Source organism: Sandaracinus amylolyticus (genome assembly GCF_021631985.1).
Taxonomy (GTDB): Bacteria; Myxococcota_A; Polyangia; order Polyangiales; family Sandaracinaceae; genus Sandaracinus; species Sandaracinus amylolyticus_A.
Genome location: NZ_CP070225.1, coordinates 7504800 through 7529183, shown reverse-complemented (window position 1 = coordinate 7529183; position 24384 = coordinate 7504800). Strand labels below are relative to the sequence as shown.

At 71.4% G+C, this 24384-nt stretch carries 21 protein-coding genes; 9 read left to right on the top strand and 12 right to left on the bottom strand.

Annotated elements, in window-relative coordinates; translation table 11 throughout:
* Window positions 1-195 precede the first annotated feature (195 nt).
* Complete coding sequence (locus I5071_RS31830) at window positions 196-1365, bottom strand: GNAT family N-acetyltransferase (RefSeq protein WP_236517026.1); 1170 nt, start codon at window positions 1363-1365, stop codon at window positions 196-198.
* A 53-nt stretch (window positions 1366-1418) separates the two neighbouring features.
* Between I5071_RS31830 and I5071_RS31825 the strand changes: the two genes are divergently transcribed.
* A complete protein-coding gene (locus I5071_RS31825) occupies window positions 1419-2273 on the top strand; it encodes a nucleotide excision repair endonuclease (protein ID WP_236517025.1) in 855 nt (284 codons plus the stop codon).
* Window positions 2274-2344: 71 nt separating this feature from the next.
* On the opposite strand, the gene I5071_RS31820 is transcribed toward I5071_RS31825, so the two are convergent.
* Entirely contained in the window at window positions 2345-4375 is a 2031-nt protein-coding gene (locus I5071_RS31820) for a peroxidase family protein (RefSeq protein WP_236517024.1), read from the bottom strand.
* A gap of 786 nt (window positions 4376-5161) precedes the next feature.
* On the opposite strand from I5071_RS31820, the gene I5071_RS31815 reads away from it, so the two are divergent.
* Window positions 5162-6490, top strand: coding sequence for a putative metal-binding motif-containing protein (locus tag I5071_RS31815; protein WP_236517023.1), 1329 nt, complete (start codon window positions 5162-5164; stop codon window positions 6488-6490).
* Window positions 6491-6579: 89 nt separating this feature from the next.
* A complete protein-coding gene (locus I5071_RS31810) occupies window positions 6580-7926 on the top strand; it encodes a sigma 54-interacting transcriptional regulator (protein WP_236517022.1) in 1347 nt (448 codons plus the stop codon).
* A 165-nt stretch (window positions 7927-8091) separates the two neighbouring features.
* Here the strand turns inward: I5071_RS31810 and I5071_RS31805 are convergent, their stop codons facing one another.
* The 4 genes from I5071_RS31805 to I5071_RS31790 form a co-directional block, all read right to left on the bottom strand.
* Complete coding sequence (locus tag I5071_RS31805) at window positions 8092-9981, bottom strand: patatin-like phospholipase family protein (RefSeq protein WP_236517021.1); 1890 nt, start codon at window positions 9979-9981, stop codon at window positions 8092-8094.
* Between the two features lie 52 nt (window positions 9982-10033).
* Window positions 10034-10654, bottom strand: a complete 621-nt coding sequence (locus tag I5071_RS31800) for a dihydrofolate reductase family protein (RefSeq protein ID WP_236517020.1) — start codon at window positions 10652-10654, stop codon at window positions 10034-10036.
* 84 nt (window positions 10655-10738) lie between these two features.
* Window positions 10739-11200: an SRPBCC family protein gene (locus I5071_RS31795; protein ID WP_236517019.1), complete on the bottom strand. Its 462-nt coding sequence runs from the start codon at window positions 11198-11200 to the stop codon at window positions 10739-10741.
* Complete coding sequence (locus I5071_RS31790) at window positions 11197-11562, bottom strand: ArsR/SmtB family transcription factor (RefSeq protein WP_419249673.1); 366 nt, start codon at window positions 11560-11562, stop codon at window positions 11197-11199. Before I5071_RS31790 ends, I5071_RS31795 begins: the two co-directional genes overlap by 4 nt.
* Before the next feature lie 108 nt (window positions 11563-11670).
* On the opposite strand from I5071_RS31790, the gene I5071_RS31785 reads away from it, so the two are divergent.
* On the top strand, window positions 11671-11967 hold the full coding sequence (locus tag I5071_RS31785; protein ID WP_236517017.1) for an autorepressor SdpR family transcription factor: 297 nt from the start codon (window positions 11671-11673) through the stop codon (window positions 11965-11967).
* Window positions 11967-12572, top strand: coding sequence for an SdpI family protein (locus I5071_RS31780; protein ID WP_236517016.1), 606 nt, complete (start codon window positions 11967-11969; stop codon window positions 12570-12572). The genes I5071_RS31785 and I5071_RS31780 overlap by 1 nt, the downstream gene beginning before the upstream one ends.
* Window positions 12573-12624: 52 nt before the next feature.
* Here the strand turns inward: I5071_RS31780 and I5071_RS31775 are convergent, their stop codons facing one another.
* Both I5071_RS31775 and I5071_RS31770 read right to left on the bottom strand, forming a co-directional pair.
* Window positions 12625-13566, bottom strand: a complete 942-nt coding sequence (locus I5071_RS31775) for a TerB family tellurite resistance protein (RefSeq protein ID WP_236517015.1) — start codon at window positions 13564-13566, stop codon at window positions 12625-12627.
* Between the two features lie 49 nt (window positions 13567-13615).
* Entirely contained in the window at window positions 13616-14500 is an 885-nt protein-coding gene (locus I5071_RS31770; protein ID WP_236517014.1) for a haloalkane dehalogenase, read from the bottom strand.
* Window positions 14501-14612: 112 nt separating this feature from the next.
* Here I5071_RS31770 and I5071_RS31765 point away from each other — a divergent pair, with 112 nt between their 5' ends.
* Complete coding sequence (locus I5071_RS31765; RefSeq protein ID WP_236517013.1) at window positions 14613-16040, top strand: PLP-dependent aminotransferase family protein; 1428 nt, start codon at window positions 14613-14615, stop codon at window positions 16038-16040.
* On the opposite strand, the gene I5071_RS31760 is transcribed toward I5071_RS31765, so the two are convergent.
* Entirely contained in the window at window positions 16030-16920 is an 891-nt protein-coding gene (locus I5071_RS31760) for a hypothetical protein (RefSeq protein ID WP_236517012.1), read from the bottom strand. The two genes, I5071_RS31765 and I5071_RS31760, sit on opposite strands and share 11 nt — an antisense overlap.
* An 83-nt stretch (window positions 16921-17003) precedes the next feature.
* Here I5071_RS31760 and I5071_RS31755 point away from each other — a divergent pair, with 83 nt between their 5' ends.
* Window positions 17004-17336 (top strand): MGMT family protein, encoded by a 333-nt coding sequence (locus I5071_RS31755; protein ID WP_236517011.1) that lies wholly within the window; start codon window positions 17004-17006, stop codon window positions 17334-17336.
* A 196-nt stretch (window positions 17337-17532) separates the two neighbouring features.
* Here I5071_RS31755 and I5071_RS31750 read toward each other — a convergent pair whose 3' ends face one another.
* Together I5071_RS31750 and I5071_RS31745 are read right to left on the bottom strand one after the other, a co-directional pair.
* A complete protein-coding gene (locus I5071_RS31750) occupies window positions 17533-18135 on the bottom strand; it encodes a DUF2267 domain-containing protein (protein ID WP_236517010.1) in 603 nt (200 codons plus the stop codon).
* A 134-nt stretch (window positions 18136-18269) separates the two neighbouring features.
* A complete protein-coding gene (locus I5071_RS31745; protein ID WP_236517009.1) occupies window positions 18270-18911 on the bottom strand; it encodes a hypothetical protein in 642 nt (213 codons plus the stop codon).
* A gap of 223 nt (window positions 18912-19134) precedes the next feature.
* Here I5071_RS31745 and I5071_RS31740 point away from each other — a divergent pair, with 223 nt between their 5' ends.
* Both I5071_RS31740 and I5071_RS31735 read left to right on the top strand, forming a co-directional pair.
* Entirely contained in the window at window positions 19135-23385 is a 4251-nt protein-coding gene (locus I5071_RS31740; RefSeq protein ID WP_236517008.1) for a serine/threonine-protein kinase PknK, read from the top strand.
* 112 nt (window positions 23386-23497) lie between these two features.
* Window positions 23498-23785: a hypothetical protein gene (locus I5071_RS31735; RefSeq protein WP_236517007.1), complete on the top strand. Its 288-nt coding sequence runs from the start codon at window positions 23498-23500 to the stop codon at window positions 23783-23785.
* Between the two features lie 76 nt (window positions 23786-23861).
* On the opposite strand, the gene I5071_RS31730 is transcribed toward I5071_RS31735, so the two are convergent.
* A complete protein-coding gene (locus tag I5071_RS31730) occupies window positions 23862-24380 on the bottom strand; it encodes a cupin domain-containing protein (protein ID WP_236517006.1) in 519 nt (172 codons plus the stop codon).
* Window positions 24381-24384: the final 4 nt, after the last annotated feature.

Here is a 24384-nt window from a genome sequence, read left to right as displayed (position 1 = left end):
GCCCTGCACCAGCGAGCACCCCTGCTGAAAAATCGGCTCGCCGGCGCAGGGCCCTCCCGTCCGCGTGCGCCGCACGCTCCCGTACGGGCCCTGCACCAGCGAGCACTCCTGCTGAAGAATCGGCTCGCCGGCGTAGAGCCGCGTGCGCCGCACGCTCCCGTACGGGCCTGCACCAGCGAGCACTCCTGCTGGACTTCAGAACCAGTCGCAGAGCCAGGGCTCACCGCCGATGAAGAGCCGCGCGAGCGCGACCACGTCGTCGATCGCGCCCTCGATCAGGCCCATCGCGACGAGCGTCGAGACGTTCGCGAACCCGCTGTAGAGCGCGGCGAGCGCGCGAACGTCGAGCGCCGGGAGATCGCTCCGGGGCGCGATCATCTCCACCTCCGCGCGTCCGTCGCGCACCCGTACGCGCAGCGCGCGATCGCCGAAGAGCGCGTCACGCACGACGAACGACGCCTCACCGTCGCTGGCGTATCCGCGCATCGTCAGCGCGCGCTCGGGGTCGAGGATGCGCAGCATCCATCGATGCGGCTCGACGATGCGCGCGCTCTCCTCGGGCAGCAGCGACAACAGCGGATCGCTCGCGCAACCCAGCCAGCGCAGCTCGCGCCCGAGCGAGCGCAGATCCGAGAGCAGCGCGGCGCAGCGTCGCGCGGCGGCCGGCGTCGCGAGCACGAGATCGCGCAGCGTGATCCCGAACTCGAGCCCCGCGCTCGGCTGGTGCGCGTACACGACGTATCCCTCGGGCGCGCTCGCAGGGCCGAATCGATAAGCGCGCACGGTGCTCTGATAGGGCTGCATGATGCGCGCCCAGATCGCCTCGCTCCGCACCAGGTGTCCATTCCAGCGGCGCGCGCGCGCATCGTAGAGCGGCCGCACGTGCGCGCTCTCCGCCGGATCGAACGCCTCGCACGCGAGCGCGTGATCACCGCGGGGCAGGCTCGCGACCGGTGCCTCGAGGCGCAGCGTGACGCCGGCCTGCTCGAAGCCGATCGAGCGATACACCGCGACCGACGACGCGTAGAGCGCAGCGAGCGGCACGCCCTCGGCGCGCGCCTGGGCGAGCGTGTCGACGAGGAACGTCCGCGCGAGCCCGCGGCCGCGCCACGACGGCTCCACCCCGACACCCGCGAGCCCGACCATCGGCACGCGCTCGCCGCCCCAGTGCTGACCGAAGCGATAGAACCCGAGCCCGCCGCGGATCGCGCCGCCCGCGATCACCACGCGCAGGTTCTCGTGCCCGATGCGCTCCATCCACGAGGTCCAGGGCAGCCCGTCGTTGCCGAAGCTCTCCTGGAGGACGCGCTCGAGCGTCGCGCGCTCGTGCTCGTCGCGTGGGGCCCTCACGATGCGATCGCTCATGGCGAGCACCGTGCCCGTCGCGCGCGAGGTGCGCAATGCGGTATGGAGTCGCGGTGACGCGCGCGTTCGATCGACGGCTCGGCGACGACTTCCTCGCGACGGTGCCGCGCTCGCCGGGCGTCTATCGAGTGCTCGACGCCGCGGGCGCGGTCGTCTACGTCGGCAAGGCGATCAACCTGCGACGCCGCCTCTCGCAGTATCGCAACGCGACGCGCCGCAAGAGGCACCGCAAGATGCGCGCGATCGTCGAGAGCGCGGCCCGCGTCGAATTCGAGGCGTGCGAGACCGAGCTCGAGGCGGAGCTGCGCGAGGCCGCGCTCATCCAGGCGCTCACGCCGAAGTGGAACGTGGTCGGCGCGTTCTCGTTCCTCTATCCGTCGATCGGTCTCGGCACGACCGAGCCGAGACATGCGCTGTTCGCATTCTCGACGACACCGGGAGAGCGCCCCGAGCTCGACTGGCACGGTGCCTATCGCTCTCGCGACATCACCGGCGGTGCGTTCTTCTCGTTGATGCGATTGCTCTCGCTGATCGGTCATCGCGAGAAGACGCCACGACGGGCTGCGGGCGTGCGCACCTGGACGTTCGAAGTCCGCCGACTGTCCTCCTCGTGGCGCGGCGACTGGAGCGCTTTTCTGCGCGGTGAGTCGCGCGCTGCGCTCTCGTCGCTCGCGGTCGCGCTCCTCGACAAGCCGCGCGCCCGGCGCGACGCGAGCTCGGTGCAGGAAGATCTCGCTGCGCTCGATCGCTTCTATCGCTTCGAGGCCCTGAAGTTGGCGAGCGCGCGTCACCTCGTGGGCGACGCGCGCTGGCCGATCCCTCAGACCGATCGCGACGCGCTCTTCATCCGGGCGCGCGCGCTCAGGTCAGTGTTGCCGCCCGGAGCTTCGCTCCGGGTTTCTCCCTAGCGCCGCAGCGCGGCTGTTCGCTCCGGGCTGAACATCGATCCCGGAACGAACATCCACGCAGCGGTACTAGGTCACTCCCACGGGTAGAACGCGTTCGCGACGTTCGCCAGGCCCGTGTTGCGCAGCTCCGGGAAGTGGCGGAGCAGCACCGAGCGCATCGAGCTCAGCTCGATCCACATCAGGCCCTCCGACGTGTAGACGTCGGAGTTGTAGAGCGTCGTGTAGAAGCGGTCCGCCTGGAGGCGGCGCGTCGCCATCAGCGTGAACACCTGGAAGAGCGTCTCGCCGAATCCGTAGCAGCTCGGGCGCTGACCCTCGGCGAACGTGCCGACCATGAGGTCGACCTGATCGATGTTGCCGTAGATCGACTCGAGCCGGCTCGCGAGCGCGCGATCACCGCCGGTGAGCGTGATGAAGTCGGGCACGCGCGGCAGGCGGAGCAACTGACGCGCTTCGTTGTAGCGGGGAATGCCGCGCTCGCGGTCACGCACGATGTCGATCGTGCCCATGTCGATCACCCCGCGCCCCGGGACCAAGAGGTCCTGGAGGAACTGCGGATAATTGTCGAGCACGAGCGCGCCGGGGTTCGTGGTGCCGAACGAGTAGAGCAGGTTCTCCATGCCGTACGCCGCGACCATCGCGCGACCACCGGCTTCGCGGGCGAGCGCGGTGGGGACGACGGCGCGGACCGCGCCGGTGCGCGCGGAGCGCACGGTGAGGTGCTCGGGGAGCAGCGGGTGCATGCGGTACACCGAGACGAACTCCTCGGTCATCGCGTACGCCGCGTCGTAGAGGTTGCGCGCGCCGGGATTGCCGACGACGCCGTACACGACCGGGTTCGGATAGAGCCCGGGGATCTGCGGCAGCGGCGGGCACGTCGCGGCGTTGAGGCCCGACCAGTTGGTGCGCATCGCGATCTCGAGGCTCGAGTTCGGCAGGATCGCGGGCGTCCACTCGATCGTGTGGATCTTCGCGATCAGCGCAGCGTTGATCAGGCGCGCAGTGTCGAAGAGGCGCTGATCGTCCCAGTCGGGATGATTGCTCGCGAGCATGTCGGCGATCGCGTTGTGCTCGAGCGCGAAGAGCGTGTGCATCAGCTCGAGGCCGACCCAGAAGTTCTCGCGCATGCCGGTGTCGGAATAGCCGCGCTCGCCGAGCGGCAGCAGGCCGCTCCGGGACACGCGCAGCCTTCCGCCCTGGTGCGAGCGCAGGCGATCCGCGGTCTCCGCGTCACTGCCGTAGATCTGCGACGCGTCCCACCAGTGCGTGACTTCGTTCGTATAGGTCGGCGGCAGTGCGTCGTCGCGGCCCGCCACGCGCGTCGTGTCGGCCGCGGTGCGCGGGATCGACATCGTGCGCATGCCGAGGCGACGAAGCGGATCGGTGCGCGAGAGCGGGACTTCGATCGTCCCCGCGCCGTGGCCGCGCTGCACCCCGTGATTGAACCAGTCGTGGACCTGGAACTGGATCCACGCAGTCGCGAGGTTGTTGAGGAACGGGACCGCGTGGAACTCCGATCCTCCGGGCCCGCGGCGGCGGAGCAGCTCGAGGCTGATCTCGCGCGGGTTCGGGACCAGCATCTGCGACTCCTCGGGGAACGCCGCAGTCAGGAGGATGTTGCGGCCGAAGCGCGTGCCCGCCGCGCCCATCAGCGGGTTCGTCGGGTCGTTGCAGGTGCCGTCGAGGTTGCGCGTGACGTAGGGCCCGGCGGGGCACTGCGGATTCGGTCGCGCCGGATCGGTCACCATCGGCACGCCGGTGCCGACGTAGGTATCCGTCAGATTGAAGCGCTCGAGGAGGCCGCGCATGAGCGCGAGCTTCGCGAGGCCGCGCTCACGACCGTCGCGATACCAGTTCGTCCAAGGACCGGTGTAGAGGTCGGCCGCGAGCGCGGGATCCTGAGCCATCCGGAGCAGACCGAGCACGTCCGACGCGAGCACCGTCGCAGGCTCGGGCCCGTCCGGTCCGATGCAGTAGGGCAGTGCGCCGGTGTTCGGATCGTCGGGGCAGCAGAGCCCGGCAGTGGTCGAGATCGGCTCGCACACCGTGCCTGGCTCGCACGAAGGTGTACCGCCGAGGCCGCAGTAGCCTTGTGCCTCCACGGTGCTCGGAGCACCGAAGAGCGCGCCGGCGAGCGCGAGAGTTCCTACTGCCCTCCATCGTTGATCCATCGACTCCCTCCGCGATGTCAGAGAAGCGCACACGACACGACGCGACGAAGCGGCTCGATGCCGTGCGGCATCGAGCGCGATGCTTCGTCGCGAGCGAGCTCTCGGATCCGGAACGCGCGAATCGAGCGCGCGGCATCGGCGCGAGCCGGCGCTCCATCCGAGCGCACGCTCTTCGTCCTTGCCCCTCGAGCGACCTCCGCAATGGATGTGCCCGGACGGAGTGAGGCAAAAAGCGCTGGAGTCTCGTGTGGCCTCCAGAACGCAGAGCGCTCCGTGCTCCGACGTGGAGCGCTCTTTGTTCCACATCGCGTGAGTGGGAATCGGCGCGACTCCCACCCTGCCAGAGAGGCACTCTGATCCTACGAATCGACGTACGTTTTGACGCGCTCCGGGCCCGACGCGTCGCGTCACGAACGTCGCGCCGCACACACGATCACAGGTGCGCGGCTGTCGGAACTACCACGCTGGTCGTGGTGCGCAGACACCATGTCTCGTGTGGGTGCGTCGGGGCGCGCGGCGAAGCGACCGTGGGCGGCGCACCCCAAACGTCTCGACCACCTCGCGCGCGTCGAGCTGTTGGGCCGGGCCCCACAAGGGCCGTGGGGGATCCCACCACGACGTCGCGAAATTGGCGTGAAATCCGCGGAAATTCGCGCGGCGTACCCGTTGCTGTGGCCTCACCACGCGCGCGTCCAGCGTGCGTGATGGAGGGACGGGATGAACAAGGCTTCTCTTTCGCTCTGGCTCCTGGTGGCGCTGTTGGGCGCCGGCTCGGTCGGGTGTGGGGACGACGACGGCGGCGGCACGGACGCCGGTGTGGAAGACGCGGCGCAGGGTCAGGACGGATCCGTGCCCGCGTGCAGCGAGGACTCGGAGTGCGACGACGGCGATCCCTGCAACGGCGCCGAGACCTGCGGCGCGAGCGGATGCACCGAGGGCACGGCGGGCGAGGACGGGACCGCGTGCGACGCCGACGGTGACGAGGCGACCGCCGATCTCTGCGTCGCGGGCGAGTGCGGTGCGACGCGCTGCGGTGATGGATACGCCGACGAGTCGACCGCCGAGGAGTGCGACGACGGCAACGACGTGAGCGGCGACGGGTGCGACGACTGTCGCTTCTCGTGCGACGAGGACGCGGACTGCGACGACGACATCGAGTGCAATGGCACCGAGACCTGCTCGGACGCGCACGTGTGCGAGCTCGGTGAGCCGCTCGCCGATGAGACCGCGTGCGCGGCGGGCACCGGCACCTGCACCGAGGGCGTGTGCCTCGCGCGCACGTGCACCGACGACGAGAACTGCAGCGACGGCAACGCCTGCAACGGCGAGGAGACCTGCGGCGGCGCGAGCGGCTGTGCGATCGGCACCGCGCTCGACTGCGACGACGAGAACGCGTGCACTGCGGACTCGTGCGATGGCGCGAGCGGATGCCGCCACGCGCTGATCGACGCCGATCGCGACGGCGCCCCGCCGACGAGCGCAGGCGAGTGCGGCACCGACTGCGACGACACCCGCGCCGACGTGCACCCCGATGCCGACGACGTCTGCGACGGAGTCGACAACGACTGCGACGGCGAGACGGACGAGGGTGGCGTCACGACGTGGTACGTCGACTGCGATCGCGACGGATACGCGCGCAGCGGGGCGGCGATGGTCGAGTCGTGCGCGCGTCCTGCCGCGGGCACCGCGGGCTGTGCGAGCGGCGGTGGATGGACCACGCGCGAGCCGAGCGCAGCGGCCGAGTCGGACTGCAATGACGGCATCGCGTCGGTGAACCCGGGACAGACGACGTTCCAGACGACGGCGATCGCCGGCGCGCCCGCTGCGAGCGACTACGACTACGACTGCAATGCGACCGAAGAGGTGCGCAGTGACGACGAGGGTGCGTGCACGCGCGCAGGTCTCGTGTGCGCGGTGCGCGAGGGCTGGAGTGGCGACGCCGTGCCCGCGTGCGGCGCGACGGCGGACTGGATCGTGCGCTGCACGCCGAGCGGTCTGGTCGGGTGCTCTGCGGTGACCGAGGAGCGCCAGCAGGCCTGTCGCTGATCGTGTGTGTGTGAGACGAAGGCCCTCGACGTCGACGACGTCGAGGGCGTTCGCGTTTCGAGCGCGTGATACCATCACGATCGGTGTCGATGACGGTGACGCGCCGCTTCGGCGGCGGAGGGCCCACGCTGGCAGTGACCACGCTGCGCGCGGACGTGCTCGAAGGCCCCGATCAGGGCCGCACGACGCGCACGCACGACGAGCGCTTCACGTTGGGCACGGCGCAGGGGAACGATCTCGTCCTCGGCGACGACACGGTGAGCCGGTTCCATGCGCTCGTGCGGCGCACCGACGAGGGGATCCTCGTCGTCGATCAGCGCTCGACGAACGGCACGTGGGTCGGCGGCGCGCGGCTCGGTCAGGCGATCGTGAAGCCGGGCACGGTGCTGCAGCTCGGTCGCACCCACGTGCGCATCACCGAGGGCGCCGAGCTCGACGTCGAGATCCACGCGGGCGACACGCTCGGCCCGCTGCGCGGTCGATCGCCGCAGATGCGCCGCGTGATGGCGTGGACCCGGCGCGCCTCCGCGAGCGAAGCGCCGGTGTTGCTCGTCGGCGAGTCGGGCACCGGCAAGGAAGCGGTGGCGCGTGCGATCCACGAGGGCGGTCCGCGCGCGGACAAGCCCTTCGTCGTGGTCGACTGCGGCGCGCTCACGCCGACGCTCGTCGCGAGCGAGCTCTTCGGGCACGAGCGTGGCGCGTTCACCGGCGCGGATCGCCAGCACGTGGGCGCGCTCGAGCAAGCGCACGGAGGCACGCTCTTCCTCGACGAGGTCGGCGAGCTCCCGCGCGAGCTGCAGCCGGTGCTCCTGGGCGCGCTCGAGCGCAGCGTGTTCCGCCGGGTCGGTGGGCGCAGCGACGTGCACGTCGACGTGCGGGTGATCGCGGCGACGAACCGCGATCTACGCGCGGAGATCAACGCGGGCGCGTTCCGTCTCGATCTCTTCTATCGCCTCGCGGTGCTGCAGCTCGAGCTGCCTCCGCTGCGCGATCGGAAGGACGACATCCCGCTCTTGCTCGAGCACTTCCTGGGCGAGCTCGGGTATCGCGGGGAGATCGCGCGGCTCTTCCCCGACGACGCGATGCGCGCGCTCCTCGATCATCGCTGGCCGGGCAATGCGCGCGAGCTGCGCAACGTCGCGCAGGCGACGCTCGCGCTCGGGCTCGAGTCGTTCCTCGACGGCGCGCCGCGCGCGCTCGATCGCGACGGGCCGGCGCGTGATCAGGCGGCGAGCGATCCCACGACGATGCCGATCGCGCCGCTGCTCGCGATGCCCTACAAGGAAGCGCGACAGCAGGCGCTCGGCGCGTTCGAGGAGCGCTATCTCGCGCATTTGCTCGAGCGCAGCGGCGGCAACGTGTCGCAGGCGGCGCGCGACGCCGGGCTCGATCGCTCGTACTTGTTCTCGCTGCTGCGACGCTCGGGCCTGCGTTGATCTCGCGGCACGGATCGCGCCGCGGTGTCGCGCCGCGCGCCGGTCACGCAGCGGACCGTCGCGCTCGCGCTGCTCGTCGACGGCATGCACGGCGCTCGCGACCGAGGTCGAGCTCGCCGCGGATGTCCTCGCGCTGATGGAGGCGGGCGCGCCGCAGGGCACGCTCTACGGGTACTGAAGCGACACGGGCTCGATCGGTCGCGCGGCGACGCTCGGCCGGGTCGCGATGCGATCGAGCCCGCGCCACGACGCGAGCGCGTCGCGGGTGTGCGTGTATCCGATCTCGACGAGACGCTCGCGCGCCGCGAAGTCGAGCAGCTTGATGTGCTTCACCGGCGGCTCGAGGAAGAGCTCGGCGTGGCCCTCGGCGACGAGGTGAGCGAGCAGGCCCTTGCTCCCGAGCATCGCCGTCGCGGTGAGGAGCTGCATGATCGTCACGCCGGTGCGCCGCTCTTCGCCGCGCATGCGCTCGCCGAGCTGCGTCCATCCGGTGGGCAGCGGCTCGGTGGGCACGTCGCGGGGATCGATGCCCATCGCGCCCACGTCGATCGCGAGGATCCTCGCGCCCGGGCACTCGCGCTCCATCACCCCGATCGGCACGTTGTCGATGACCCCGCCGTCGACCAGCAGTCGCCCGTCGATCTGCGCGGGCGGGAACACCCCCGGCAGCGAGCAGCTCGCGCGCACCGATCGCCACACCGGCCCGCGATCGTGCACGACCGCCTGTGCGTTGCTGATGTCGGTCGCGACGCAGAAGCACGGCAGCCAGAGATCGGGGATCTCGACGTCGCCGAAGCCGCGCTGCAGCACGCGATCGAGCTTGCGCCCCGCGAGCAGCGAGATCACCGGGAAGTCGGGATCGCGCAGCGCGCGTGCGTCGGGCACCTGCTCCGCGAAGAGCTGATCGATCTCGCGCGGAGACACGCCGAGCGCGTATCCCGCGGCGACCACCGCGCCCATGCTGGTGCCCGCGATCGCATCGATCGGGACGTTCGCTTCGTCGAGCGCGCGGAGCACGCCGATGTGCGCGAGCGCGCGCGCGCCGCCGCCTCCCAGCACGACGGTGATCGGCTGCTCCGCGAGGTGCCGGGCGACGCGCGCGAGATCCGACGCGCGATCGCGACGCGCGTGATGACGCCGCCGGCACGGCAGCGCGTGCCACGTCGTGGTGCCGCGCGGCACCTCGACGCCCGGCTCGTGCACGAGGAGGAGATCGGTGCGCACCGACGCGCGCCGCTCGAGCAGCGCGCGCACCCGATCGATCTGCTCGATCGCTCTCGGGCTCGCCGCGACGAGGACACGATCGGTCTGCTCGAGGCACCACGTGGTCCACGGCGTCTCGTCGCGATCGCACACCAGCAGGAGGAACCCGCGCGCCTCCTGCTCGCTGCACCACGACGCGATCGCGCGCCTCGTGCGCTCGAACCCGCCGCGCTCCAGCGCGCTCGCGCCGAACCTCTCCGCGACCTGCGACGAGCGCACGACGCAGCCGGGCCCCGCGAGCTCGGTGAGCGCGCGAGCGAGGCCTCGCACGACCTCGTCGATCGCGAGCCCGGGGTCCGCCGGAAGCACCGTGAGCACGCGCGGGCGCTCGGCCTCCGAGGGCCTCGTGTGGGTGCGCAGCGCGTTCTCGTACGACGTGCGCGCTTGCGCGGTGACGAGCTCCGGGTGCGCGATCATGCAGGCGAGGAGCGCGTCGCGATCGACGCGCAGCACGGTGGTGTCGCGCACCGCGACGACGCTCCCCTCGGCCGGCACCTGCGCGACCACGAAGCTCAGCGCGCAGAACGCACCGCGGCCCATCTCCAGCGCGATCTCGCGCCCTGCGCGCTGGCTCGCGCGATCGATGGTGGCGCGCAGTCGGCCGTGCACGACGAGGAACGCTGAGTCGGGCGGCCGCCCGGGCTCCATCAAGCGGTGCCCGGCGGGCACGAACACGCGCTCCGCGACGCTCGCCAGTGCGGCGATCGCGCCCTCGGGGAGCGCGGAGAACGCCGGATCGATCGCGAGGAGCTCGCGCAGCTCGGCGACGGTCGTCGCGCTCTCGTTCGACATCGCTGCTCACCAGCCACGTGGGTGCAGCGTGTGCTGGCGCAAGCGGCACCGATCAGCGTCGCGTCACCGCATAACGCAGGTGGGTCACCCGCGGCGAGTGGACGGCTTCGGTGATCGCGAGAGTGAGCGTCTGGGGATCGATCCGATCGAAGAGTCGGATTCCCTCGCCGAGCAGCACCGGCGCGAGCGCGATGTGGGCCTCGTCGACGAGCCCGGCCTGCAGATACTGGCGGATCGTGTGCGCGCCGCCCGCGATGCGGATGTCCTTGCCGCGCGCCACCGAGCGTGCCTGTCGCAATGCGCTCTCGATACCGTCGTTGACGAAGTGGAACACCGTGCCTCCCGGGCGCTCCCACGGCGCGCGCGGCTGGTGCGTGAGCACGAAGACGGGACTGTGGAACGGCGCTTCCTCGGGCCAACGATGCTCGCCGGCGTCGAACATGCGCTTTCCCATGATGCTCACGCCGGTGCGCCGGAACGTGCTCTCGAGGATCGTGTTGTCGACGCCGGTCTCACCGCCTTCGCCGATCTTCAGGTTCTCGCGGAGGAACTTCTGATGGAGCGCGTAGTCCTGCAGGCCCATCCACTGCTGGATCCACTGCTCGTCGGAGCGCCACTCGGGCGCGATGAATCCGTCGAGCGACATCGTCACGCTGAAGAACACCTTGCTCATCGACTTCTCCTTGGGATGAAGAGGACGCAACTCACCGTCGCGCGCGGCGTCGCACGCTGACGCGAACATCGTCGTCGGGGCGGGCTACTCGCCGAGCGCGGCGGCGAGCCTTCCGAGGAGCTCGGCGCACCCGAGGCGGCGCTGCTCGACCGCGTCACGACCCTGTCCGAACAGGACGATCTGCTCGGTGTAACGAGCTCGGGTCCCGCTCCCCGCCCGCTCGAGCACCAGCGTCGCGAGCGACACCGAGAAGCGCTGTCCGCTCCTCGTCATGTCGTAGCTGCACACGATGCGTCGATTCGCGACGATGTCGTGGAACACGGTGTCGTTGGTCATCGGCGGTCCGTCGCCGAATCGAAACCGAGTGCGCTCGAATCCGCCTTCGCGGAAGTCGAGATCGTAGGAGTCGATGTTCCAGCCCTCGCCCTCGGCGAACCACCGGCGCTTCTTGACGGGATCGGCCCACGCGTCGAACACGCGCTCCGGCGCGGCGCGATAGGTGCGCTCGACGGTGAACACGTCGTGGTGCATGGCCTCGTCGCTCATCGTTTCTTCCTCTTCTTGGGCGTGGGAGTCGGGGCTTCTTCTTCTTCGTCGAGCAACGCGCCGAGCCGATCGAAGCGCCGCTCCCACAGCGAGCGTCGCTCGGAGATCCAGCGCTCGGCCGCGGCGAGGCCTTCGGGCGCGAGCTGACACGTGCGCACGCGCCCGACCTTCTGCGTCGTGATCACGCCGCTCGCCTCGAGCACCTGCACGTGCTGCACGACCGCCGCGAGCGTCATCGAGAACGGCGCAGCGAGCTCGCTGACCGACGCCGGCCCACGGCTGAGCCGATCGATCATCGCGCGGCGCGCGGGATCTCCGAGGGCGTGGAAGACCCGATCGACCGCTGCCTGTTGCTCAAGCACGAACTTGAGTATCGGGACGCCGCCGCGATTGTCAAGCGCGCGCTTGAGCATCGCGGATCGTCTCGTTGCGCGTAGTTCGATGATCGTCTAAATAGATGATCGTCGAATATGAAGGACACGTTCTCCGCGCTCTCGGACCCGACGCGCCGCGCGATCCTGCGGCTCCTGCGGCGCGGCTCACGCACCGCCGGAGAGATCGCCGAGGAGTTCGAGCTCTCGAAGCCGACGCTGTCGCATCACTTCCGCGTGCTCGAGGCCGCCGGGCTCGTGCGCTCGGAGAAGCGCGGCACGAGCGTGGTGTTCACGCTCCAGACCAACGTGCTCGAGGACGCGGCCGCGGAGCTGCTCGAGCTCGCCGGCAAGGCTCCCGCGGCGTCCTCCTCGAAGAAGAAGGTGAGGTCCTGATGTCGTCGATGCGCTCGGCTTGGATCCTCGGCACGGTCGCGCTCCTCGGCAGCGCGGCGGTGTATCCGTGGCTGCCGCCCGAGGTGCCGATCCACTTCGACGTCACCGGGCACGTCGACGGGACCGCCCCGAAGATCGTCGGCGCGTTCCTGCTGCCGCTCGTCACGCTGCTGACGATCGCGGTCGTCGCGTGGGTGCATCGCCGCCGCTCCGAGCACGAGCGCGCGCCGATCGCCGCGACCACCTTGCTCTCGACCGCGCTGCTGACCGGGCTGCAGGTGATCGTGCTGCGCGCCGCGCTGCTCGGAGCGACCGACGTCGGCGTGGCGCTGGGCACGCTGCTCGCGCTCGCGTCGCTCGGGCTCGCGCTGCTCCTGCCGCGCGTGCGTCGCAACGCCGTCGTCGGCATCCGCACGCCGTGGACGCTCGCGTCCGACGAGGTGTGGGCGCGCTCGCATCGGCTGGGCGGCTACTTCTTCGCGGCGGCCGGCGTGATCGGCCTCGTGGCGGTGCTGCTCGGGTGCCCGGCGGTCGCGGTGATCGCGCTCGTCGCGGCGGCGGTCGCCGCGGGCCTCGGCTCGTGGTGGATCGCGCGCGAGGCGTGAGCGCTCAGCGTCGCGGGCACACGGCGAGCGCCGCAACGCGATCGTGGCCGCTCTACGCCGGCACCACGTTCAGCTCGTCGCGCAGTGCGTCGAGCGGCTTCGCGAAGTGCTCCCACGGGCGGAAGTCGCTCCACATGTCGCGCTTCACGAGGCAGCCACGCGCGAAGGCGTGCATCATCCGCTCGGGATCGGCGTTCATCGACTCCGCGGGCGCGACCGGCGCGACCTGCACGCCGAGGTGGTACTGCGCGATCCCGAAGAGCAGGCCGTAGAGCGGATCACCGCCGTGGCATCCCGCTTGGAACGACGCGACCTCGATCTCCTGCTCGGGGCTCGTCCCGTAGTCGCCGAGCACGTGCAGGCAGTCGTGCACCACGATGATCTCCGGCCCCGCGCCCGGCTCGCCGGGGAACGAGAAGCCGTTCGACTCGACGAAGTCGAAGTACCCGCGTCCGAGCGTGCCCGCAGGGCTCGATGCGAGCGCGCGATATCGCGCGGCCAGCGCACGATCCGCGACGCCCATCATCGGCATGAGCTGCGCGATCATCGCGAGCGCGCCTTCTTCGCGCACCGTCTGACGGACCTTGTGCCCCGCGAGCGCGCGGCGCGCGATGTCGATGCGCGCGAGGAAGAGCTGCTGCTTCGCGAGCCGGCGCGCGGTGCGCACCGGTGCCGGGTCGAGCTCGAGCGCGGTCGCGAGCTGCTCGATCACGTCGACCTCGTCGTCGGTCGCGCGACCGTCGATGCACGCCGCGATCACCGCGCCGGTGAGGACGCGCGCGCGATGCTCGCCCGGCGCGATCGCACGGGCGAGCTCGTCGAGCGTGATCGGCGAGAGCGTCGCGAGGTCGACGTGGCTGTGGAGCACGTGTTCCTGCACACCGCGGAGGAACGACTGCTCGAGCGGGCTGAGCTCGCCGTCCGCGATGCAGACGGTGTAGAGCGCGCGCAGACCGGCGTGGGCGACGTGATCGGGGACTCGGGAGAGGTGCATGATCGTGCCTCGATCATGCCGTGGGTCCGTCGCCGTGTGCACGCCAGCATCATGATCGTACGCGCTGCACGAACGCCGCGACCGCGGCGCCGATCTCGTGCGGCGAGTCCTCCTGCAGGAAGTGCTTCCCCGGGACGCGCACCTCGGTCTGGCTCGGCCACGCCCGGCACTCCTCGAGCACACGACCGGTCACCACCGCGCCGGGCTCGGCGACGATCAGGAGCTTCGGCACCGTGCTCGACGCGAGCCACCGCGAGTAGGCCTCGACGATCTCGGTCACGTCGCGCGGCTCACCGTCGATCGAGAGCTCGCGCGGCCAGGTGAGCGTCTGTCTGCGCGCCTCGCGATCCACGAAGGGCGCGCGGTACGCGTTCATCTCCTCGTCGCGCAGCGGGCGCAGCACGCCGCGCGGGAGCACCGCCTCCACGAAGACGTTCTCGTCGAGCACCATGCTCTCGCCGCGCTCCGAGCGCAGCGCTCGGAACATCGCGGCGCGCGGGCCCTCGAAGTCGCTCCACGCGAGCGGCACCGCGAGCGCCTCCATGTGGGCGATGCCCGCGATCTGCTCGGGATGGCGGCGGGCGCGATGGAAGCCGAGCGCCGAGCCCCAGTCGTGCAGCACGAGCACCACGTCGCGGGTGAGCCCGAGCGCCTCGAAGAACGCGTCGAGATAACGCGCGTGATCGACGAATCGCCCGGAGAATCCGGACGGGCGCGCCGACGCGCCCATGCCCGTGAGATCGGGCGCGATGCAGCGTCCGAACCGGTGCACGTGAGGGATCACGTTGCGCCAGAGGTACGAGGACGTCGGGTTGCCGTGGAGGAACACGACGGGCGCGCCCTCGCCCACGTCGACGTAGGAGAGCTCGGTGTCGAGCACGCGGATGCGGCGGCGGGGCAGGGCGTCGGCGGAGTCGATCGTCGTCGGGGCCATGTGATTCACCTCGTGGTTGGCGCTCGGGGAGCGCACGAGATATCTGGGACGGCAATGGACTGGCGTTCGGGCCACTTCGTGCGTCGTCGACCAGTCCAATCCGGAGCGTCTCGTGGACTTCCTCGCCAAGCTCGACGGGCGCCGTGACCTGACCGGGCAGCTCTATCGCCAGCTGCGCGCCGCGATCCTCGACGGACGGATGCGGCCCGGTGATCAGCTCCCGCCGACGCGCGATCTCGCGCAGCGGCTCGAGGTCTCGCGGCACACCGTCACCACCGCGTATCAGCGCTTGATCGCGGAGTCGTTCCTCGAGGCGCGGGTGGGCGCGGGGACGTTCGTGGCGAGCGCGGCCGCGGTCGCGGCGGAGGGACGGCGCGCGCCGTCGGTCGTCGCGATCCGACCGCGCGCGGTGTGGGCGAAGATCCCGTTGCCCGCGCCGGCACCGCCCGATGCGCCCTACGACTTCCGTCTCGGCGTGCCCGACGCGCGGCTCTTTCCGTACGCGACGTGGCGTCGTCTCCTCGGCCGCGAGCTGCGCCCGTCGCGGGTGCGGAGCGCGCATTACGGTGATGCGGCGGGTGACGCGCGGCTGCGCGAGGCGATCGCGCGGCACGTCGGTGCATCGCGCTCGCTGCAGGCGGGAGCCGACGACGTGGTCGTGACGAACGGCGCGCAGCAGGCGTTCGATCTCGTCGGTCGCGTGCTGCTCGATCCCGGGGCGATCGTCGCGATCGAAGATCCCGGATATCCGCTGGCGCGACGGCTCTTCGAGTCACAGGGCGCGCGCGTGGTCCCGGTGCCGATCGACGACGAGGGCATCGTGGTGAGCGCGATCCCGCATGCGGCGAAGCTCGTGTACGTGACTCCGTCGCATCAGTTCCCGCTCGGCATGCCGATGTCGCTCGCGCGGCGCATGGAGCTGCTCGCGTGGGCGAGGCGGCGTCGCTGCGTGATCGTCGAGGACGACTACGACGCGGAGCTGCGCTTCGTCGGTCGTCCGGTCGAGCCGCTGCAGGCGCTCGATCGGCACGGGCTCGTGGTCTACGTCGGATCGTTCTCGAAGGTGCTGCTGCCCGCGCTGCGGCTCGGGTATCTGGTCGCGCCGCGATCGCTGCACGGCGCGCTGGTGTCGGCGCGCCGTCTGAGCGACTGGCACGCACCGCTCGTCCCCCAGCGTGCGCTCGCGCGCTTCATCGACGAGGGCGCGCTCGCGCGTCACCTGCGCATCGCGACGCGCGAGTACCGTGCACGGCGCGAGCGGCTCGAGCGCGCGCTCGCGAAGCACCTCGGCGAGCAAGTCGAGCCGATCCACGGCGTCGCGGGGCTGCACGTCTCGGCGTGGCTCGTCGATCGACGCGCCGATGCGCGAGAGATCGCCCGGCGTGCCGCCGACGAAGGGGTCGCGGTCCACGCGCTCTCCGACTTCGCCATGGAGCGACGGCGCACCGGGCTCGCGCTGGGCTACGGCGCGATCGACGTCGAGCGGATCGACGCGGGCATCCGCAAGCTCGCGCGGTGCATCGAGCGCGTCACTGGATGATCGGCGTCGTCGTGATCTCGATGTGCTGTCGCGCGGGGATCACGGCCTCGGGCTGATCGCCGATCCGCATCGTGGTGCGGGTGTCGCTGTCCATCGTGATGCGTCCGGCGAGCCCGTCGGCGAGCGCGACGTGGCTCTCGCCGGTCACGTGCGTGGCGATCGAGAACGTCAGCTCGCCCGCGGGACCGGCGATGTGCACCGGCTCGCTCGCGCAGTCGCTGACGAATTCGATCACCGCGAGCTGCTCGGCCGCGCTTCCGTCGAGGCGCGCGAGGCGCGAGTCGGTCGTGCAGGCGAACGGCATGATCGCGCCCTGCACCGGGACACGCATCTGCACGGTGTCGCGCCAGCTCTCGCCGACGCGCACCGGGCGCTCGGGAAGCCGGATCGTCGACTGCTCGAACATCGAGCGCATCGACTCGGCCATCGCCGCGTTCTGGGCGTTCGTGCCCTCGACCGTGACGGGACCGACGGTCGCGGCGCGCGAGTCGATCGCGCGATGGAACGTGGCGCCCGAGAGATCGAGCGCCTCGGTGCCCGCGGCCTGGACCGGACGTCCGGCGGCGTCGCGGAGCTCGATCGAGTGGACGCGGGTGGTGACGCGCGTGACGTCGGTCTGCGTATCGACGCCGTCGATCTGCATCGAGCCGCGCGCGTCGGTGAGCACCAGACCGTCGGTGCTCTCGGTGCGCGCGTGGGTGTGCGTCTCGTAGCGCGCCCCGGGCGTCGCGCGGACGCGGAGCTCGACCGGCGCCGAGTTCTCGCCGCCGCCGGTCGGTGTGGTGGTCGCGACAGCGGGCTCGGCGGGAGCGGAGGACGCGCCGCACGCCGAGAGCGCGAGCGCGAGCAAGAGCGTGGAGAGCAGTCGTGTGGTGGTCATGGCATCCGACCTTACTCGGAGATCGACGACGCGCACTCGGTCGGTGCTTGGATGCGCGCGCCGTCGCGCGATAGAAGTCGCGCATGGCGAAGCATCGCGCTGAGGAGACTCCGCCCTTCGAGCGGGTGCAGGCGCTGGTGAAGCGCATCCCGCGAGGGCGCGTCGCGACCTATGGCCAGCTCTCGCGGATGATCGACGGACGGCTCACGCCGGTCGGCGTGGGCTGGGCGATCCGTGCTGCGGCCGAGGGCTCGATCCCGTGGCAGCGCGTGGTCGGCGCGAAGGGACGCATCTCGACCGAGCGCGAGCATCCGGGGCTGCAGCGCGAGATGCTCGAGTCGGAAGGCGTGTCGTTCGACGAGGAGGGGCGCGTCGATCTCGAGCGACACGGGTGGGATCCGTCTGCGCGGCGCTGAGGGGAGAATTTCTAAGGAGAGCAGGAGGAGAAGGAAGACCACGTCGCGGGGTCTTCCTGTCGACTCGCCGCGCGACGAAGGTCCCGAACGCGATCGTTCGGTCGTGCGCTGCGCGCGAAGTCGAGTCGCGCCACGGGCTCGGCGCCGTGGTCTTCCTAACCCTCCTGCTCTCCTCAGAAATTCTGCCCCGCTCGTCTCATGAGCGCTTGGAGCGACCCTCCGCGAGCGTCTCGTGCTGCTGTTCCTGGCGCGTGCCGTGCGCGGTCGAGAGTCGCTCGTCCTCGTGCGCGACGCCGGAGACCGAGTCGACGTGCGCGCTCGAGTGGTGGGCCTGCGCGAGTTGGTCGGTGCCGCCGGGGTGTCCTTCGGAGAGCGTCGTCCTCGGGTGCGCGTCGTGGTGCGCGATGGTCGGAGGCGCGAAGCGTCGCGGCTGCAGCAGCCGGACCACGCTCGGGTCGAGCTCGGCTTCGGCGAGGCGCATCGTCTCGTCGTCGAGGTGCTCACCGATCACCGACGCGATCGCGCCGAGGTGCTCGACCCCGAGCGCGGTGCGAACACCCTCGCGACGTGCGGTGCGCGCGACGATCGCGCTCGCGTCGCCGCCGAGCTCGTGGCCGATCACCTCGCGCATGATCTTCGCGGCGCCCGGCGGGAGGGCCTCCGCGATGTGATCGGCGAGGCAGCGCGAGCACGCCTCCGCGAGCACGCGCAGCGTGACGTCGATCGCGCGATCGCTCTCCTCGGGCCCGAGCGGGCCGAGGCGCTCTCGCGCGAGCTCGCGAAAGCTCGTGTCGTCCACGATCGATCGACCTACGCCCCGATCGAGCGCGCACACTCCCAGCTGGAGTGCTCGCCTGCGCAGGGCCCGCACGGAAGCGTGCGGAGCACGCGGACAGGAGGGCCCGGAGCGGGCGAGCCGATTTGGACACCTGCTCAGCGCGCGAGCTCGAGCCCGATGCGCACGGTGCTCGTGCACTCGGGCGCTCCGGTCTCGCAGGTGCGCACCCGGAAGTGTCCGAGGAACGCGAACCGCACCGCGCGACCCGCGGCGTCGCGCTCGGGCTGTCCGCGGATCCAACCCAGGTCGAGCTCGAAGGCGTCGGTCGGTGGGAGATGGGGCTCGACGTCGAGCGCGTCTTCCAGCGGGTGCGCGCGCGGATCGCCGAGGAGGAGCACCTGCGAGAGGTCGGGGCGCACCGAGTTGCGCTCGTGCCAGGGACGCTCGACGGCGGTCAGGCGCGTGCAGGTCTCGCCCGACCCGGCAACTCTGTCCTCGACGTCGAGGTGATCGGTCCACATCCGCGCCAGCGCGGCGCCATCTTCGGCGACGAAGCGGAGGTGCTGCTCGTCGATGCGCACCGTGACCGGCGCGAGCTCGGTCGCGACGTCGGTCGCCACGAGCTCGCCGTCCTCTTCGCGCAGGAGCGACGCACGATAGGTCCACTCGCCCTCGAGGTCCGCCTTCGCGACGTGGGAGAGCGTGAGCCCGGTGCACGGCGGTGGCTCGAGGCCCTCGCCGCCGCACCCCACCACGAGCGCCACGACCGAGAGCAGCGAGGCCGTCGTCCGATGCATGCGGCGCGTCTCAGCAAGCCGCGGACCGCGCGGATGCCCTGCGAAACGACGTGCGCGAGCGCGCGATCGTGCGCTCGCTGACGCTCGCGGTCAGCAGCGCAACGCCTCCGCCGATCGTCGAGCTCGGGCTCCAGCAACGACGACGGGGGATCGTCGATCCCGGGTTTCGTCCACCGAGGCGCGGTCACGATCGAGATCCGCTACCATCGCACCTCGACCCGAAGTGCCGCCCTCGACCTCTCCTCCGCCGCCCGTCCTCGGTCGTTACCGCATCCTCCGGCGCCTCGGCGCGGGCGGGATGGCCGAGGTGTTCCTCGCGAAGTCGTCGGGCGCCGAGGGCATCGAGAAGGTGCTCGTGGTCAAGCGCGTGCTGCCGACGTTCGCGCGCTCGCCGAAGTTCGTCTCGATGTTCGTGGACGAGGCGAAGGTCGCGATGCGCCTCAATCACCCGAACATCGTGCAGGTCTACAACTTCGAGCAGGTGCGCGACGAGTTCCTGCTCGCGATGGAGTACGTCGACGGGCTCGATCTCGGGCGCTTGCTCGCAGCGGCGCGACGCAAGGGACGTCGCCTGCCCTACGCGCTCTGCGCGCTGGTCGCGATGGAGGTCGCGAAGGGGCTCGACTACGCGCACAACCGCAAGGACGAGTCGGGCGTGCCGATGGACATCGTGCATCGCGACGTCTCGCCGCAGAACGTGCTCGTCTCGTACGACGGCGCGGTGAAGGTCGCGGACTTCGGCATCGCCCGCGCGCGCATGGTCTCGGAGGAGACCGGCGTCATCAAAGGCAAGTTCAGCTACATGTCGCCGGAGCAGGCGCGCGGTCAGCGCGTCGATCGACGCAGCGACGTGTACTCGCTCGGCGTGCTGTTCTCCGAGCTGCTGATGAACCGCGCGATGTACCCCGGCCTGCAGGGCATGGAGGTGCTCGAGCAGGTGCGCGACGGACGCATCTCCGCGCCGCGCAACGTCGACTCGAACGTTCCCGCCGAGCTCGACGCGATCGCGCGCCGCGCGATGAGCTTCGATCGCGAGGAGCGATATCAGACCGGGCGCTCGCTCGCGGGCGCGCTCTCGCGCTGGCTCCACGAGCAGGACGAGCTGCACGATGGAGGCGAGCTCGAGCGCTTCCTCCTCGAGGTCGCGCCGCGCGAGGTGACGAGCCCCGAGGGACAGCGCCGCGCGAGCGAGTCGCCGCCCGCCGGCACCCACGCGACCCAGATGCAGATGCAGCCGGGTCGCGAGATCCGCGAGCGTCGCAACGTGGTCGTGGTCGCGGGGCGCCTCCGCGATGCGCGCGAGCGCGAGGCGGTGACCGGCGTCGAGAAGACCGGCGAGGCGGCGAGCGACCTCGCGGCGCGCGTGCTCGACGACATCGCGTTCAAGTACGACGCGATCCTCGAGTGGCCCGACGGCGCGGCGCGCCGCTCGTTCCGGTTCGCGCTCGGGCTCGGTCGCGTCAGCGTCGACGATCCGCTGCACGCGACGCGTCTCGCGCTCGACGTGCTCGAGGCGCTCGAGGGCATCAGCGCGGATGCGCTCGTCCCGTTCACCGCGTCGATCGGTCTTTCGCGCGGCCTCGTGACGACGGTGCGCACCGGGCCGCGGCTGCGGCACGAGCCGATCGGCAACGTGTTCGACGTCGCGCGTGGTCTCGCCGATGCGGGCGCGCGCGAAGAGATCCTCGCGACCGGCGAGGTGTACCGGCTCGCGCGTCGCGCGTTCGCGTTCGACGCGCAGGACGTGCGCGACGTGACGGTCACGACGCACGGCGGTGGCGCGACGATGCGGCACATCCGCGCGTACAAGCTGCGCGGCGCGCGAACGCGCGAGGAGCGCGCGGCCGAGGCGCGCACGCTCGCGACGCAGGTCGGCCTCTTCGGTCGCGCCAACGAGATCCAGGCGCTGGTCGAGACGTGGGTCGAGGTCTGCGCGAGCAAGCGCAGCTCGAGCCTCGCGATCGTCGGCGAGCTCGGGGTCGGCAAGAGCGCGCTCGTCGCGGCGGCGCTCGGTCGCTTCCAGCCCGATCCGCGATTGCTGCGCGTCGAGTGCGCGTTCGGCGCGAGCGAGGTGCCGTACGCCGCGGTCGCGGAGATGGTGCGCGAGGCGTGCAGCATCCCCGAGGACGCGACGCCGGATCGCACGCTCGAGGTGATGCGCGAGTCGGTGTCGCGCCTCATCAAGGTCAGCGACAAGCGCAAGAGCGTGATCGACGCGCTCGCGCCGCTGCTCGTGCCGAGCTTCTCGAAGGACGGCGACGCGGAGAGCGGCGATCCCTCGCAGCTCGTCGCGATGGCGGTGCGCGATCTGCTCGGTGCGCTGGCGCGACAGGGGCCCACCGTTCTCTGGATCGACGCCGCGCAATTCGCCGACGCGGCGTCGCTCCAGCTCGTCGCGCGCCTCCTCGCGCAGACCTACGACAACCCGCTGCTGGTGATCCTCTGCACGCGCGGCGGCGATCGCGTCGAGCCGCTGCTGCGCGGCATCCCGCGCCTCGAGCTCGGCGAGCTCGCGGACGAGGATCGCAAGGCGCTGATCGTCGCGCAGCTCGGCGGCGCGCACGTGCCGGTCGATCTGCACCAGGCGATCGTGCATCGCGCGGGCGGCAATCCGTTCTTCCTGCTCGAGCTCGTCGAGGCGCTCCTCGATCGCGGCGTGATCCGCGTGGAAGGCGAGGGCGAGGGCAAGCGCGTGGTGCGGCGCCAGGGCGCGCCGCTCGCGCTGCCGACGAGCCTCGAGGACGTGATCGCGGCGCGCATCACCGAGCTGCCCGATCGCGAGCGCATCGCGCTGCGCTGGCTCTCGGTGGTGGGCCCGGGGCTGCGCGAGGGCGAGATCTCGCGCGTCGCGGGGATGCCGATCGACGACGCGATCGCGTCGCTCGAGGCGCGCGGCCTGGTGCTCCGCAAGGCGGGCGGTGTGCTCGCGTTCTCGAGCGCGGTGGTGCGCCACGTCGCGTACGAGAGCATCGAGCCCGGCGATCGCGCGCGCATGCATCGACGCGTCGGCGCGTGGCTCGAGGGGCTCGACGTGCCGGTCGCGCCCTCGCGCGTCGCGCGCCACCACGAGCTCGCGGGCGATCACGCGGGCGCGGCCGCGGCGTGGAAGGAAGCGGGACGCGCGGCGCTCGCGGTGTACTCGAACCGCGACGCGCTACGCTTCTTCGCGCGCGCGCTGCAGCTCTTGCCCGACGACGCGCCCGATCGCTTCGAGCTGCACGAGGCGCGTGAGCAGATCCTGCGCGTGCTCGGCCTGCGCGCGGAGCAGCGCTTCGAGCTCGAGGCGATGCGCGCGATCGCGGAGCGCACGCGCGAGCCGCGCCTGCTCGCGATCGCGATGTGCCGGCTCGCGCGCCACGATCTCGACGCGTCGCGCCCGGTCGGTGTCGAGGCGATGCTGCGGCGCGCGCTCGATGCCGCGATCGAGGCCGGCGACAAGTCCGCCGAGGTCGAGGCGATGCGGCTCTTCGGGCACCTGCGCCGCGACACCGGTGACGTGCACGGCGCGCTCGAGGCGTTCGATCGTGCGCTCGCGCGCGCGGGGCTCGATCCCGATCAGCTCGGCGCGCGCGGCCTGACCCTGGTGCAGAAGGGCATCCTGCTCTGGCGCGTCGGCAACCTGCAGTCGTCCCTCGACGCGAGCGCGGAGTCGGTCGCGATCTTCCGCCGGCTCGGGCACAAGGGGCACGAGGCGTACGCGCTCAACGCGCTCGGGGTGTGCCTCTACTCGAGCGGTGCGTTCGAGGACGCGATCGCGGTGATCCGCGCGTCGATCCTGCTCGATCGCGAGGTCGGCGATCGCCTGCACCTCGGGCGCAAGGCCGGCAACATCGGGCAGATGTACGCGGACCTCGGCGACGTCTCGCGCGCGATGGAGTTCCTGCGGCGCGCGCTCGACGTGTTCGAGTCGCTCGACGATCAGTCGGGCCGCGTCGACACGCTGACCACGATGGCCGAGCTGCTCGTCGAGCAGGTCGGTGATCTCGATGCCGCGCAGGCTGCGCTCGACGATGCGCGCGGGATCGCGGAGCGGCTCGGCGATCCCTACGACCTCGCGCACGAGCGCATCGTGCGCGCGTCGCTCTTCGCGGCGCGCGGTGATCATCCGAGCGCGGAGCAAGCGGCACGCGCCGCGGTCGCGCACGCCCGCACCGCGGCGGCAGCGGGCTACGAGCTGCTCGCGGCGGCGCTGCGCGCGCGCCTCCTCGCGAAGCTCGGCCGCGCGCAGGAGGCGCGAGATCTCGCGCGCGAGGTGCAGGGCGGCGTGCGCACGCGCGGCGTCGTCGAGCGCGCGCAGCGTCTCTACTTCGAGGTCGCGAGCGCGCTGGCCGATGCCGGGGATCCCGAGGGCTCGGCGCGCGCGCTCGCGGACGCGCGCGCGGTGGTGGACGCGCACCTCGCGCAGATCCGCGACGACGCGCTCCGCGATCGTTATCTCGCGACGCCGGTGGTGCGCGCGATCGTGGGGGCCTGAGCGCGAGGACGTGGCGCGCGGCGTCGCGGTCGCGGCATGCCGCGTGCGACTCGGCTCGCGCGCGCGTCGTGCCGCGTCCATGCCCAGGGCGGACCGCGCGAAGGAGGTGCCGATGTCTCGCATCCTCGTGGTCGTGCTCGCGGTCGCGATGCTGGTCTGTGCTCCATCGCTCGCCGCGGGACAGACCGCGGAGCCCGCCGGAAGTCCTCGGGTGATCCCGCGCCCTGCGCCCGAGCCGGAGGCCGAGCCCGCGCCCGCCGAGGAGGCCCCGCCTCCGCGTCGCGTGCGCGCCGATCGTCGCGCGTCGTCCGCGAGCGCGGTGGTGCGCCGATCCCCGGTCGCCACGCACACTGCGCGCAGGGCCCACACTGCTCCGAGCGGAGGTCGTCGCCCGCGCTGACGGAACGAACGAGCGCGCGTCGCGGGCCCGACATCGCCCGCGCGCGCGCTCCACGTGACTGCGATCGAGCGAGCGCTCAGCGCGGGGGCGGCGCGGCCTGGGGCCGCGCGCCGGGCACCGCCTTGACCTCGAGGCCGTACTTCTTCCCGATCTGCGTGATCTTCGCGATGTCCGGCGCGCTCTTGGGGATCGCGGAGACGTCGCGCGACGTCGCGCGCTGCCCGGCCTCGCGGAAGAACTGATCGATGTTCGACGCGGCGCCGGAGTACGTCACGAGGACGCGCGCCGGCTTGCTCGAGACGTTCTCGTAGTACTCCCAGGTGTCGCGCGGGATGTGGATCTGCGAGCCCGCGGACAGGTCGATCACGTCGTCGCCGACGTGCACGCGGATCGTGCCCTCGAGCACGTAGATCGTCTCGTCGCCCGGGTGCGTGTGCAGCGGCGCCGCGGGCCCGAGGTTGGCCGGCGTGGTCATCTCGACGACCGCCATCTGACCGTCGCTGTCGCGGCCGGTGAGCTTGATCTCCATGAGGACACCGGCGAACCAGTACGCATCGCCCTCGCCCTTCTTGATCACCACGTTCTTGCTCGGCACGGAC

Coding starts and splice junctions, on each gene's coding strand:
- I5071_RS31780 (WP_236517016.1), top strand. CDS start 11,967: ATGTCGTCGATGCGCTCGGCTTGGATCCTCGGCACGGTCGCGCTCCTC.
- I5071_RS31760 (WP_236517012.1), bottom strand. CDS start 16,920: ATGACCACCACACGACTGCTCTCCACGCTCTTGCTCGCGCTCGCGCTC.
- I5071_RS31775 (WP_236517015.1), bottom strand. CDS start 13,566: ATGCACCTCTCCCGAGTCCCCGATCACGTCGCCCACGCCGGTCTGCGC.
- I5071_RS31810 (WP_236517022.1), top strand. CDS start 6,580: ATGACGGTGACGCGCCGCTTCGGCGGCGGAGGGCCCACGCTGGCAGTG.
- I5071_RS31770 (WP_236517014.1), bottom strand. CDS start 14,500: ATGGCCCCGACGACGATCGACTCCGCCGACGCCCTGCCCCGCCGCCGC.
- I5071_RS31795 (WP_236517019.1), bottom strand. CDS start 11,200: ATGAGCGACGAGGCCATGCACCACGACGTGTTCACCGTCGAGCGCACC.
- I5071_RS31830 (WP_236517026.1), bottom strand. CDS start 1,365: ATGAGCGATCGCATCGTGAGGGCCCCACGCGACGAGCACGAGCGCGCG.
- I5071_RS31815 (WP_236517023.1), top strand. CDS start 5,162: ATGAACAAGGCTTCTCTTTCGCTCTGGCTCCTGGTGGCGCTGTTGGGC.
- I5071_RS31785 (WP_236517017.1), top strand. CDS start 11,671: ATGAAGGACACGTTCTCCGCGCTCTCGGACCCGACGCGCCGCGCGATC.
- I5071_RS31735 (WP_236517007.1), top strand. CDS start 23,498: ATGTCTCGCATCCTCGTGGTCGTGCTCGCGGTCGCGATGCTGGTCTGT.
- I5071_RS31755 (WP_236517011.1), top strand. CDS start 17,004: ATGGCGAAGCATCGCGCTGAGGAGACTCCGCCCTTCGAGCGGGTGCAG.
- I5071_RS31745 (WP_236517009.1), bottom strand. CDS start 18,911: ATGCATCGGACGACGGCCTCGCTGCTCTCGGTCGTGGCGCTCGTGGTG.
- I5071_RS31805 (WP_236517021.1), bottom strand. CDS start 9,981: ATGTCGAACGAGAGCGCGACGACCGTCGCCGAGCTGCGCGAGCTCCTC.
- I5071_RS31800 (WP_236517020.1), bottom strand. CDS start 10,654: ATGAGCAAGGTGTTCTTCAGCGTGACGATGTCGCTCGACGGATTCATC.